Origin of the sequence: Mesorhizobium sp. B2-6-2 (assembly GCF_006440615.1) — a bacterium.
Taxonomy (GTDB): Bacteria; Pseudomonadota; Alphaproteobacteria; order Rhizobiales; family Rhizobiaceae; genus Mesorhizobium.
Window position 1 is genome coordinate 282,034 of the sequence record NZ_VFUG01000003.1, and the last position, 13,010, is coordinate 295,043.

The 13,010-nt window shown below is 65.0% G+C and carries 10 protein-coding genes; 5 read left to right on the top strand and 5 right to left on the bottom strand.

The window, feature by feature from the left end; translation table 11 throughout:
* Positions 1 to 23: 23 nt before the first annotated feature.
* Positions 24 to 941, bottom strand: coding sequence for a sugar kinase (locus FJ419_RS09420; RefSeq protein WP_140690081.1), 918 nt, complete (start codon positions 939 to 941; stop codon positions 24 to 26).
* A gap of 158 nt (positions 942 to 1,099) precedes the next feature.
* Here FJ419_RS09420 and FJ419_RS09425 point away from each other — a divergent pair, with 158 nt between their 5' ends.
* The gene (locus FJ419_RS09425) at positions 1,100 to 1,543 is read left to right on the top strand and encodes a FixH family protein (RefSeq protein ID WP_140690096.1); all 444 of its coding nucleotides are present in this window, start codon (positions 1,100 to 1,102) and stop codon (positions 1,541 to 1,543) included.
* A 139-nt stretch (positions 1,544 to 1,682) separates the two neighbouring features.
* Entirely contained in the window at positions 1,683 to 2,861 is a 1,179-nt protein-coding gene (locus FJ419_RS09430; protein ID WP_246679159.1) for a cytochrome c peroxidase, read from the top strand.
* On the opposite strand, the gene FJ419_RS09435 is transcribed toward FJ419_RS09430, so the two are convergent.
* Positions 2,858 to 3,310, bottom strand: coding sequence for an Lrp/AsnC ligand binding domain-containing protein (locus FJ419_RS09435; protein ID WP_140690125.1), 453 nt, complete (start codon positions 3,308 to 3,310; stop codon positions 2,858 to 2,860). The genes FJ419_RS09430 and FJ419_RS09435 overlap by 4 nt on opposite strands.
* Positions 3,311 to 3,474: 164 nt before the next feature.
* On the opposite strand from FJ419_RS09435, the gene putA reads away from it, so the two are divergent.
* Positions 3,475 to 7,083 carry a bifunctional proline dehydrogenase/L-glutamate gamma-semialdehyde dehydrogenase PutA gene (putA, locus tag FJ419_RS09440; RefSeq protein WP_140690135.1) on the top strand — a complete coding sequence of 1,203 codons (3,609 nt, stop codon included), beginning with the start codon at positions 3,475 to 3,477 and terminating at the stop codon, positions 7,081 to 7,083.
* A 654-nt stretch (positions 7,084 to 7,737) separates the two neighbouring features.
* Here the strand turns inward: putA and FJ419_RS09445 are convergent.
* From FJ419_RS09445 to FJ419_RS09455, 3 genes are all read right to left on the bottom strand, one after another.
* Positions 7,738 to 8,052, bottom strand: coding sequence for an antibiotic biosynthesis monooxygenase (locus FJ419_RS09445; protein ID WP_140690138.1), 315 nt, complete (start codon positions 8,050 to 8,052; stop codon positions 7,738 to 7,740).
* Positions 8,053 to 8,095: 43 nt separating this feature from the next.
* Positions 8,096 to 9,058 (bottom strand): TonB family protein, encoded by a 963-nt coding sequence (locus tag FJ419_RS09450; protein ID WP_140690141.1) that lies wholly within the window; start codon positions 9,056 to 9,058, stop codon positions 8,096 to 8,098.
* 190 nt (positions 9,059 to 9,248) lie between these two features.
* Complete coding sequence (locus FJ419_RS09455) at positions 9,249 to 11,468, bottom strand: TonB-dependent hemoglobin/transferrin/lactoferrin family receptor (protein ID WP_140690144.1); 2,220 nt, start codon at positions 11,466 to 11,468, stop codon at positions 9,249 to 9,251.
* A 198-nt stretch (positions 11,469 to 11,666) separates the two neighbouring features.
* Between FJ419_RS09455 and hemP the strand changes: the two genes are divergently transcribed.
* Together hemP and FJ419_RS09465 are read left to right on the top strand one after the other, a co-directional pair.
* Entirely contained in the window at positions 11,667 to 11,873 is a 207-nt protein-coding gene (hemP, locus tag FJ419_RS09460) for a hemin uptake protein HemP (RefSeq protein ID WP_040981784.1), read from the top strand.
* Between the two features lie 68 nt (positions 11,874 to 11,941).
* Entirely contained in the window at positions 11,942 to 13,003 is a 1,062-nt protein-coding gene (locus FJ419_RS09465; protein ID WP_140690147.1) for a hemin-degrading factor, read from the top strand.
* Positions 13,004 to 13,010 lie beyond the last annotated feature (7 nt).

The window sequence follows — 13,010 nt, forward strand, 5'->3', positions numbered from 1 at the left end:
TCCTGCCCAAGCTTCGATAGCGCTTAACTGTTGAAGGCCATCCGCAAGGTCTCAAACGGCGCCAGCGCGCCGCGAACCTGCACCACCGCGGCGGCGACTTTGTGGGCGCGGCGCGCCGCGTCGGCAGGCGCGTGGCCGGCAAGCCGGGCGGCGAGATAGCCGCCGTTGAAGGAATCGCCGGCGCCGGTGGTGTCGACGGGGGCAGCCACATGTACTGCGTCGACAGTTTGTGAAGCGCCGTTCAGCGCAATCAGGGCCGGCTGCTCGCCATTCTTGACCACGACCTCGCCGATCATCTTGCCCAGGCGCTTGGCTGTGACCTCGGGGGTCTCATCGCCGAACAACATCTGCTCGTCCGGAAAAGTCGGAAGCGCGATGTCGGCCACCGCAAGCGCTTCCAGGATCGCGGCTTGAGCTGCCGCGCGGCTCGGCCACAGACGCGGCCGGTAATTCGGGTCGAAGGCGACGAGCGAGCCGGCCTTGCGGGCAGCCGCCACGGCCGAGAGGAGGGTTTTCCGCGCCGCCGCGTCCAGAATTGCCAGGGTGATTCCGGAAAAATAGACAAGCGCCTGGTTTTCAAGGCTTTTTGCCAGTGCTGCCGGATCCGAGGCGAGCTGGCGCGCGGCCGCGTCGCTTCGCCAGTAGGTGAAGGCGCGCTCGGCTCCGGTAAGCGTTATGGCGTAAAGGCCGGGGCGCGCGCCGGCAATGACCGGACTGTTGCCTATGCCGATGCCGTTCTCGGCAAAGAAAACGATCTGGTCGTGCGAGAAGGGATCGTCGCCGAAGGCCGTCACATAGGTCGCGGGCCGATCCGGGCTCAAGGCGTGCAGTGCCCAGAGCGTGTTGAAGGTGTCGCCGGCAAAGCCCATGCGCCAGTTCGGGCCGGCCTGGCCCGACAGTTCCAGCATGCATTCGCCGATCGATGCGATACCATTGGCCATGCGGGCCTATCCCTTCCTAACATCTTGTTGCTGTAGCTTTTTGCGGCCGGCAGCGCCATGCTTGGCTACCGGCGATTTTTGCGCCAGAAGCGATTTCCCACAGGCAGGGCGGGACGCGACAAGCGGCCCGCGACGTTAGCAGCCGAAGAGGAACGGGTTTGGCATCGATATGGCGTTACATTCTTGCGGGTCTCGGTTTGGCCGCGCTGCTGGTCGGCATCGTGGCCGCCATCTATCTGACGCTGCCGCAATCGGCGCCCGGACCGGACCTGTCGCGCTCGAAAAAGACGGCGAACGGCCTGTTCGTCGCGAGCTTCGAGCCGGAGCGCGGCGTCGTCCGGCAGGGCGAGCTGCAGTCCTGGCTGCTGACGCTGAAGACCGCCGCCGGCGCGCCGGTGGAAGGAGCGGCCATCACCGTTTCCGGCGGGATGCCGCAGCACGATCACGGCCTGCCGACCAGTCCGCAGGCGACCGACTATTTGGGCCAGGGGCGCTATCGCATCGACGGCGTGAAGTTCACCATGAGCGGCTGGTGGCAGCTGCACTTCGGTATCTCGGCGGCGGCGGGCTCCGATTCCGTCGTCTTCAACATCGTTTTGTGAGCGAGCGATGAGGCGGCTGATCAGCGTTGTTAGAGCGGTTCAGCGTTTCACCGAATCGCGGAACCGCTCTAAGTATTTGTTTTTGCTCAATTCCGGACGGAAAACCGCTGCGCACTTTTCCTGGAATTGCTCTAGCCTCTTGGCTTTGGCCGCTCTCGCCTTGCTGGGCGGCTGCGGCGAGCCGCAGTTCAGCGATGCCGAGAAGAAAACCATCGCGTCGCTGGCGCTGAACACGCTGCCTTCGCTCAAAGTCGACACCACCAACCAGTATGCGGACGTGCCGGCGGCTGCCGCGCTCGGCTCGACGCTGTTCTTCGATGCCGGCATGAGCCGCGACGGCACGGTGTCCTGCTCGACCTGCCACAAGATCGACCGCCAGTTCCAGGACGACCTGCCGCAGGCTGTCGGCGTCGGCCACACCAACCGCCGCACGATGCCGCTGGCGGGCGTGGCGCGCAATCCCTGGTTCTTCTGGGACGGAAGGCGCGACAGCCTGTGGGCGCAGGCGCTGACGCCGCTTGAAAACCCGCTCGAGCAGGCTGGTAACCGGGCCGCCTTCGCGCATTACATCGTGAAGCGGTTCGGCGAGCGCTATGAGCGCATCTTCGGACCGCTGCCGGACCTTTCCAGCGTGCCGGCCAATGCCACCCCGCTCGGCAGCGACGCCGAGAAGGCGGCGTGGAACGCCATGCCCACCGGCCGGCAAGACGACGTCAACCGCGTCTTCGCCAATATCGGCAAGGCGATCGCCGCCTTCGAGCGATCGATCGAGCCTCAGCAGACGCGCTTCGATCGCTTCGCCATCGATCTGGCGACCGGCGCCAAGCCGGAAGGGGACACGGCATTCTCGCCCGAGGAAGTCCTTGGGCTGAAGCTGTTCATCGGCAAGGCCAATTGCGTGACCTGCCACAACGGCCCGCGCTTCACCGACAACTCCTTCCACAACACCGGCGTGCCGCCGGTCGACGGTCTGCCGCCTGACCGCGGGCGCGTCGATGCCGTGGCGCAGGTCGGGGCCGATCCTTTCAATTGCCTCGGCAAGTTCCGCGACGGCGACGAGAGCGCCTGCCGCGAGCTGCGCTTCATGGTGAAGGACGGGCCGCAAATCACGCGCGCCTACAAGACGCCCTCGCTCAGGGGCGCGGCTGATCGCCCGCCTTACATGCATGCCGGCCAGTTCTCGACGCTCGATGAGGTGGTCGCGCATTATTCAAAGGCGCCGCCCAGCGTGGAAGGCGTCTCGGAAGTGCACCCGCTCGACCTGTCCGAGCGCGAGCGGGCCGCGCTGGTGGCTTTCCTGAGGACGCTGTCTGATTAGCGGTCCTTCACCGTCTCCATCGCCACGAAGGTCGACGTCTGGGCGACGTGGGGCAGGGCGGAGATGCGCTCGCCGAGCACGCGGCGATAGGCGGCGATGTCGGTGGTGCGGACCTTCAGCAGATAATCGAAGCTCGACGCCATCATGTGGCATTGCTCGATCTCCGGCACGCCCTGAACGGCGCGGTTGAAGGCGTCGAGCGCTGCGGAGCGCGTGTCCGACAACTTCACCTGGACGAAGGCGACATGGCCTTCGCCCATGCGCTCGCGGTCGATGACCGCGCGATAGCCTCTTATGTAGCCGCCCTTCTCCAGCCGCTTCACGCGCGCCTGCACCGGCGTCTTCGACAAGCCGACCTTCAAAGCCAGTTCAGACATCGAAAGCCGACCGTCGCGCCCGAGCGCGGACAGGATGTTGCGGTCAATGCGGTCCAATTGGTCTTCGGTCATCAAAATTGCAGTCGAAATGATGGGACTATTCGCTATATGTTAGATCGATCAGTCTGTCATGTCGATTTCTTTGGACCGACTGGAATCCGCAGCTGTGCTAGCTTGCGCCATTCGGTCCGGCGACCGCCAGACCGTTCGCTCACGCTCGCTTTCATGGACCCGCCATGCCGCTCGACGCCATCCGCCAGCAGATCCGCGCCAATTATTTGCCCGACGAAGACGAGGCGGTGAAGCGCCTGTCGGCGACGGCCGGGCTTTCGGCGGAAGAGCGCAAGGCGATCTCGGCGCGCGCGGCCGATCTGGTGCGCGCGGTGCGCGGCTCGACCGATCCCAGGCTGATGGAGGTCTTCCTCTCGGCCTACGGCCTGTCGACCAAGGAAGGCGTGGCGCTGATGTGTCTCGCCGAAGCGCTGCTGCGCGTGCCCGATGCCGAGACGATGGACGATCTCATCGCCGACAAGATCGCGCCGCATGACTGGTCGGCGCATTCGGGCGGCTCGAGCTCGATCTTCGTCAACGCATCGACCTGGGCGCTGATGCTGACCGGCCGCGTGCTGGACGAAGGCGAGGGCGGCATCGAGGGCACGCTGCGCGCCATGGTGCGCAGGCTTGGCGAACCGGTGATCCGCAAGGCGGTCGCTGCGGCAATGCGCGAGATGGGCGAGCAGTTCGTGCTTGGCCGAACCATCGCCGAGGCCGTCAAGCGCGGGCGGCCGATGACGCAGAAGGGCTACCTCTATTCCTTCGACATGCTGGGCGAGGCGGCCCGCACCGAAGCCGACGCGCAGCGCTACCACCGCGCCTATGCGGACGCGATCTCCTCGCTCGATGCCGGGTCGAACGGCCCCGACATCCGTTACAATCACGGCATCTCCGTCAAGCTCTCGGCGCTGCATCCGCGCTACGAGGTGGCGCAGCGCGAGACCATGCTCCCGGTGATGGCCGAACGGCTGCTGTCCTTGGCGCTTGCCGCCCGGCATTCGCGCATGGGCCTCAACATCGACGCCGAGGAGGCGGACCGGCTCGACCTGTCGCTCGACGTCATCGAGCGCGTGCTGGCCGAGCCGGAGCTTGCCGGATGGGACGGTTTCGGCGTCGTCATACAGGCCTATGGCCCGCGCGCGGCATTCGCCATCGATTGGCTCTATGCGCTCGCCAGGAAATACGATCGCAAAATCATGGTGCGGCTGGTGAAGGGCGCCTATTGGGACACCGAGATCAAGCGGGCGCAGACGCTCGGCCTGTCCGGCTATCCCGTGTTCACCCGCAAGGCCAACACCGACGTTTCGTATCTCGCCTGCGCGAAGAAGCTGCTGTCGATGACCGACCGCATCTATCCGCAATTCGCCACGCATAACGCGCACACCGTGGCGGCGATCCTGTCGATGGCGAAGGACCGCGACAGCTTCGAGTTCCAGCGCCTGCACGGCATGGGCGAGGCGCTGCATGAGACGGTGCGGCAGGCCGAAGGCACGCGCTGCCGCATCTATGCGCCTGTCGGCGCGCATTCGGACCTGCTTGCCTATCTGGTGCGGCGCCTGCTGGAGAACGGCGCCAACTCGTCATTCGTGCACCAGTTGACCGACGAGGAAGTCGAGCCCGAGGAGATCGCGCGCGATCCACTCGCGGTTATCGAGACGCAGGGGCCGGCCGCCAATCCGGCGATCGCTCGTCCCGCCGCGATCTTCGGCGCCGGACGCCACAATTCCAAGGGCTTCGACATCACCGATCCGGTGACGCTCGCGGCCGTCGACAAGGCGAGGGCGGCGTTCGCCGGCGCGGATCGCTGGCACGCCAAGCCGGTCACGCGCGCCGCCGGCTACGGTCAGCCGCGCCAGATCGTCAATCCGGCCAAGCCCGACGAGATCGTCGGTACGGTGCATGAGGCGGCGGCCAATCAGGTGGCGACCGCCGTGCGCATCGCCGTCGACGCGCAACCCGCCTGGGCAAAGCGCCCGGTTGCCGAGCGGGCCGCCATCCTCAACCGCGCCGCCGACCTCTACGAGGCCAATGCCGTCGAGTTCTTCGCTCTCGCCACCCGCGAGGCCGGCAAATCGCTGGCCGACGGCATCGCCGAAGTGCGCGAGGCGGTCGACTTCCTGCGCTACTACGCCGCCGAGGCGGCCAATGCCGAAGCGGGCACGCAAGCGCGCGGCGCGATCGTGTGCATCTCGCCGTGGAATTTTCCGCTGGCGATCTTCACGGGCCAGATCGCGGCGGCTTTGGTCACCGGCAATTCGGTGATCGCGAAGCCGGCGGAGCAGACGCCGCTGATCGCCTTCCGCGCCGTGGAAATGCTGCGCGAGGCCGGCGTGCCTGAGGATGTCATTCAGCTTTTGCCGGGCGATGGCGCCTCGGTCGGTGCGCCGCTGACGGCCGACCCGCGCATTGCCGGCGTCTGCTTCACCGGCTCGACCGAGGTCGCCAAGCTGATCGAGAAGCAATTGGCCGAGACCGCGGCGCCCGATGCGATGCTGATCGCCGAAACGGGCGGCTTGAATGCGATGATCGTCGATTCCACCGCGCTGCCGGAACAGGCGGTGCGCGACATCCTCGCCTCGGCCTTCCAGAGCGCCGGCCAGCGCTGCTCGGCATTGCGCGTTCTCTACGTGCAGAAGGACGTCGAAAAGAAGATGCTGGAAATGCTGAAGGGCGCGATGGAAGCGCTCAAGGTCGGCAATCCTTGGGCCATCTCGACTGATGTCGGCCCCGTTATCGACGACGAGGCGCAAGCGTCGATCAGCGACTATTGCAAGAAGAAGGGGCTGGAAGGCCGGCTGATCGCGAAATTGGAAGCGCCGGCAACCGGCCGCTTCGTCGCGCCGCATGTCTTCCGCGTCAAAGGCATAGAGGAAATGGAGCGCGAGGTGTTCGGCCCGGTGCTGCATGTCGCGACCTTCGACGCCGACGAGATCGACCAGGTGATCGCCGCCATCAACCGCAAGGGCTATGGGCTGACCTTCGGCCTGCACACGCGCATCGAAGGCCGCGTCCAGCATTTCGTCGATGGCATCCATGCCGGCAACATCTATGTGAACCGCAACCAGATCGGCGCCGTCGTCGGCTCGCAGCCCTTCGGCGGCGAGGGGCTCTCGGGCACCGGCCCCAAGGCCGGCGGACCGCATTACCTGCGCCGCTTCCGCAAGGGGCCTGAGGCCGGCACCGAGCTTTGCGAGGGCCACAAGGTGACCGCGACCGAGCTTGCCGACAATCTGCCGAGCCCAACGCTCGGCGGCTGGTCGACGCGACCGGATCGCGTGGCGATCCTGAGGAAGCATCTGCGCGGCAAGGGCGCGGCGGCGATTGCTGCCGCTGCCAGCCTCGATTTCGGCCAGGTCGACCTGCCCGGACCGACCGGCGAGGCCAACACGCTGTCGCTGGCGCCGCGCGGCCGGGTGCTGTGCCTCGGCCCGGATGCAGAGACGCTGCTTTTCCAGACGATCCAGGCGCTCGCGGCCGGCAATGCGGTGCTTGCGGTGGCGCCGGGCGCGCCGGCGGCGCTGTCAGCGCTGATCGGCAAGGGTCTGCCGCTCGCGGCGATCGACGGTAGGCCCGATCCGGTCGAAGCGCGCTCGCTGCGGGTCGATGTTGTCGCCTTCTCCGGCACGCCGGAGGCGGCGCGGATCGTGCGCAAGGTGATTGCCGAGCGCTCCGGGCCGATCGTGCCGCTGGTCAGCGAAGTGCTGAACCCGGCGGCCTACGCGCATGAACGCGCGGTCTGCGTCGACACCACGGCGGCGGGTGGCAATGCCAGCCTGCTGGCGGCAGCATAGTTCCCAAGCACGGCGATTTTGGCCAGTCGGCTATGTCTGCGTAGGCAGTTACATGCCTTGGCGATTGGCCGGAACGCTCATCGCGATCGTCATCCACGGGTCTCCGCGACGCCGCTTCGCGGCTGCTTCGCCCGTGGATGACGAGGTTGAGGAGGCTTCAGCCAATCCCCCGCGTTTGCGCTGATTTCACTGACTCGCCGACAAGTTTGAGGATCCCTGTGTCGAGGAACTAGTTCTCCGACACAGGGATTTTGAAAGGTTGCCGTTTGTCTTGGTGCAAGATTTTCCGTTCATTTCCGTGAAACCAGCACAAACCGCCGGGGATTGGTTGAAGCCGCCCCCAACCTCGTCATTCCATGGCGGAGCAAGGAGCGAAGCGACGCGCGCAGACCATAGAATCCATTCCGTGACTTGGAAGCGCCGCCACGGTGCAGAATTTTGCTCCGTTGCACGCCTTGGCGAAGGTAACGGCATGGATTCCAGGGTCTTCGCGACGGAGCTTCGCTCCTGCGCCGCCCTACATGACGATCGCCATGGGCGTTTCGGCCAATCTGCAACGCATGCCACCTGCCAACGCAAACAGAGCCGACCAGTCAAAATCCGTGTGCGGTGCGACCAGCCGGCGCGAAACAATCTTGTTTGGCAAAGGCATGTTCAAGCGCCTTCGACTACCGAAAAGCCTTCGAACTGCGGATGGCCCAGATAGTGCACCTTCGAGCCGCCGGCGTTGCGATGGGCGGCGCGGAAGTTTTCCGATTTCGTCCAGGCGACGAAATCCTCCTGGCTTGCCCAGACCGTGTGCGAGGCGAACAGCGTGTAGCCCTCGGTCTCGCTGACGGGGCCGCGCAGCAGGTGGAATTCCTTGAAACCCTGCATTTCGGAGAGGCTGGAATCGCGGTTCTTCCAGACATTCTCGAAGGCTTCTTCCGAGCCGTTCTGGACCTTGAAGCGGTTCATGGCGATGTACATTGGCTTCCTTTCGACATGGACGAATTCTTAGGATGGGAAGGTTCTAAAAAGGGCCGATCCGCGCCTTGAACACCCAACTCGATTTTCCGGTCTCGGGTGGAATGGGAGGGAACGGTGCCTGCTTGCGCACCAGCGTCAAAGCGAACTGATCGAGCTCGGCGGATCCTGAACTTTCGGCGAGCTGCAGATCGCTGACGCTGCCGTCGGCCGCGACGACGAAAACCACCCTGGCATTGTTGCGAGCCTTGGCCTGGATCGATTTCGAAACGCGACGGTTGGCGCGGGCAAGTTTCTTCTGGATTTCACCGCTGTAGCGGGACTCCAGCGCATTGCCGGCGGCCTGTTTCTTGCCCTTGCTGGCGACGACCGGCGCATCGCGCGTATCGCCATCCGCCGTGCCGCGCGGTTCAACGGTTTCGCCTGGCCCCGCCGATCCGGCTGGTGCGCTCGATGCCGCGCTCGGGACCGGTGTTTGCTCAGGCTCGGCAGGGGGCGCTTGTGTGCTTTGCGGCTCGATCGCGGGCGTCGGCTTGCTGTCCATGGAGACGCTCTGATCATCCTGGCGCGGTGTGGCGGCTGCCAGGATATCCGGGGTAGGAGCCGGTTGCTTGACGGCTTCCGGCGGAGGCTGGCGCACCACTTGCTCGCTTGCCGGCTGCGTCGCCTCGGTCGGCGGAGCGGGTTTCGCGGCCTGGCGTTTCACCGGCTGCGGATCCGGGACCAGGGTAACATCCACCGCGCCGGACGCCTCTTCGTCCAAGGCGCTGCCGATGACGTTGGCGCCGGACTGGTCGGCGCCCTCGGCCCTGATCGCGTCCGCAGGATCGAATGTCCCCGCGGGTGCGATCAGAAACGCCGCCGCGGCGGCGCCATGGAGCAGGCCGGAGGCGACGATCGCCACTGCCCATCTGCGGTCTCCCGCGGATTGCCGCGTCTGCATGAGCGGCGCGTCCGGCTTGATCGCCGGTTCACTGCTTGCATCCGAAGGGTGATTGATGTCCTGCATGGCTCGCGCCGAGACCTGCCGCACGCGACAAGGAATTGTCAAATCAAGATCGGTTGCCGCCCATGGCGGTGGACCGGAGGCAGGCCGGACCTGAGACGAGGGCCGGCGCGGACTGGGCCCACACCGGTGCCAGGCCGAGCGACATCGCCAGCGCCGAGGTCAGCAGGCGAGCCGTCAAGCTTTCCATTCCTCAGCCCCCAAAGCGCATGGTTGCCGCCAGCTTCAGCGTGACGCCGGGTTCGTAGAGGGCGGCGGTCGTGCTTCCGTTGAGCGGGTTGGTGTATTTGACGTCGAACAGATTGTCGGCACGGAAGTCGAGCTTGAGACTGTCCGTCGCCTGGTAGCTGGCGAAGGCATTGACCAGCGTGAAGTCCTTGGCCACCGGATTGCCCTTCGGTTTGCCGTTGTACTGCACTTCGCCGCCGACGGTCAGCTTGTCCTCGAGGAAGCGCAGGCCGAGCTGGGCCGTCACCTGCGAGGAGGGGGTGGTGGCCAGGTCGGCACGCTCGCCTTCATAGGAGATGGTGCGGCCGTCGATGATGGAGGCCGACAGGCCGGCATAGCCCCAGCCGGCGTCGTAGACGCTTTCCAGTTCGAAGCCGTCGATCTTGGCCTTGGCAAAGTTCTGGTACTGGAAGCAGATCGGAATGCCCGGGCCGAACGGGCAGCCGCTGGTTGGATCGAAGGGCGAGAGCGTCACGCCATCGATATAATCGTCGACATTGTTGTTGAAGTAGGCTGCCTTGAGCCGCAGCGCGTCGCCGCCCTCGATGATGTCGTTCCGCTTGTAGTTGACGCCGAACTCGACTGTCTTGCCGGTCTCGGGCTTCAGGTTCGGGTTGGGCAGGAACGGAAAGCTGACGCCGGCCGGATGGTTGCCGCTGATCAGCGTCTCGGTCAGCGCGGGCGAGCGATAGCCTTCGGCGTAGGTGCCGTAGAACTGCAGGCCGGCGAGACCGGCGCTTTCGAAGGGCGAGACGCCGACGGTGATGCGCGGCGAAACCCTGTCGCCGGACGCCTCGTTCGTATCGTCCTTAAGGCTGTAATTGTCGTAGCGCAGACCGCCAATGACCTCGATCCACTCCCAGGTCAGCTTGTCCTGGATATAGGCGCCGGAGACGTTGCGCTTGCCCGACGGCGTGTAGAATGAGTCGCCGCCGGCGCTGCCGCCGGTATCGACGTCGTCGCCGACCCAGTCGCCGCCATAGGTCAGTTCGTGCGCGACGCTCGCCGTCTCGAAGCGCGACGTGTTCCAGATGTCGATGCCGGTCGTGCCGACATCGAAGGTCGACAGCGAGCCGATCGGCAGCACCACGGGCAGGCCGGTGACCGGATCGAAGCGGTTCTGCGCGGTGAGCGTGGTCAGGTCGAGAAGGGTCTTGTTGTAGGAGGCGTTGATGTGGAGGTCGAGCCAGCTCCTGGCATCGTCTGTGATGTTGTAGCGGGCCGTGAAAGTGTTCGACTTCAAATCGACGTCGTTGGCCGGCACGCCGCCGCTAGTCTCGGTCCAGCCGTCCTTCGAGCCGACCCAGCCGAATTTCAATTCGCTGTTTTCGGTCGGGCGTATCGTAGTCTTGAGCAGGCCACTCAGCACGTCGAAACCGGTGCCTGCAACGGTGTCGCCGCCGCCGTTCTTGTAGTCGCCGTAGTCGCGATAGACGATGTTGCCGAGAACATCCCAGTTCTCGTTGATCCGGTAGGCGCCGGTGGCGCTGGTGGTCCAGCCCTTGCCGTTGCTTTCATAGCGCCCGGTCAGCGAGCCGGCCCAAGTCTCCTCCGGCTTGAGGAAATCCGCCGCGTCCTTGGTGTCGAAGAAGACGACGCCGCCGATGGCGCCGGAGCCATAGGTGTTGGCGGTCGGGCCGCGGATGACGTCGACGGATTTGATCAGCTCGGGATCGACATAGAAGGTCGACTGCGTGCCGTGGTCCGAGCGCTGAAAGTCCTGCCTTGCGCCGTCGACGATGACCGCGACGCGGCCGAAATCCTGCAGGCCGCGGATGTTGATGCTCGAAGAGACACGCCGCGCGTCGGCCTGCACGGTGACACCCGGCACGCCGAGCAGCATCTCGTTCGGGGTCGTCGCCATGCGGCGGTCGAGCTGCTCCTGGTCGACATGGCTGGCGGAAGCCAGCGACTGGATCGCGGTTTCGCCGGTGCGGCTGATGACGAGGATCTTGTCGAGCAGGGTCCCTTCGGCCGCGGCCTTCTCGTCAGCCTGCCTTTTCTGATCGGACTGCTGCTGGTTGACCGCCGTCTGCGCGGCCTGCTGCGCTTGCACGGCGGGCGCACTGAGCGCAATCGCCGCCGCTCCGGCCATCAATGCGGCGATTGTCTTTGCAATCGATCGGAAGCCCGGCCCCACGCTATCGCCAGCCAGGCCCGTCCGTCCCCAAGTCGCCAACCCCATGCCCCAACTCCAGATTCAGGCTCGTAGCTGGCTGGCCGGTGGCTCGCTCGCATTTTTGATCACATCCGGCGTCTTAAATGTTGACTCATTTACTCCGGTAATGCACTGACTAGTAAACATGATTATTCGAGTCAAGAATTGAATCGGCATTTTGAGAGGCTGCGGCCAAGGTGGCCGTCAGAGGAAAGGACCGACCCGATGAACACGCACAATCCCAACGATTTCCGCTATCGCGTCCGCCGTCCGGAAGACACGCAGATGCGTTACGAACGTGTGCCGTTGGCGGTGAGGACGCTCTCCAGCAACACGCTGTTCCAGGGCGAGCACGAGATCGGCATCGAGCATCACGGCGCGCTCTACCGCCTGAAGATCACCCGCCAGGGCAAGCTGATCCTCAACAAGTGATCGGAACCGGCGGGGTTAGGCCAGCACATATCAGTCAGCACGGGTGGAAGACATTGCAGGTGGACGAAATGGACCAGCGCGTTAAGCCGTCGCCGGAGGAAATCCGGCGGGCGCGAGAAGAAAATCCGAAAATGCGGGAGCGCGATCTCTCGGCGCAACTGGGCATTTCGGAAGCGGAACTGGTCGCGGCGCACTGCGGCTTCGGCACTGTCCGCGTCGAGCCGCGTGTCAACGATCTGCTGACCGGGCTCGAGGCGGTCGGCGAGGTGATGGCGCTGACCCGAAACGAAAGCGCCGTGCACGAGAAGATCGGCGTCTACGACAAGGTCGTCACCGGCAACCACAACGCCATGGTGCTTGGCGAGAACATCGACCTGCGCATCTTCCCGAAGGCCTGGGCGCACGGCTTTGCCGTCGAAAAGCGCGACGGCGGCGAGATCCGCCGCAGCCTGCAGTTCTTCGACGCGGCGGGCGAGGCGGTGCACAAGGTGCATCTAAAGCCCGCATCCAATCTCTATGCCTACCAGAAATTGGTGGCGAGCCTCGAATCGTCGAACCAGGAACCGACCGTCGCGATCCTCCCAAGCGCCGCGGAAGGAGAGGACGAAGGGCAGGGCTCGGCTGCCTCGATCGGCGATCTGCGCGACCGCTGGAGCCGGCTTACCGACGTGCATCAGTTCTTCGGCATGCTGAAAACGCTGAAGCTCAGCCGCCGCGAGGCCGTGCGCATGGTGGGCCAGGACTATGCCTGGCTGCTCGATAATGACGCGGTCAGCGCCATGTTCCACCACGCTGCGGCAGGCGAGATGCCCATCATGTGCTTCGTCGGCAATCGCGGCTGCATCCAGATCCATTCCGGCCCGATCAAGTCGGTCAAGCCGATGGGTCCGTGGCTCAACGTGCTCGACGAGACTTTCCATCTGCATCTGAGGACCGACCACATCCACGAGGTCTGGGCGGTGCGCAAGCCGACCAAGGACGGCCATGTCACCTCGCTGGAGGCCTATGACGCCGATGGCGGCATGATCATCCAGTTCTTCGGCAAGCGCCATGAAGGCGAAGGCGAGCGGGAAGACTGGCGTTTTCTGGCCGAGAACCTGCCCCGCATTCCCAATCCGACCGCTGTATGAGGTAGCA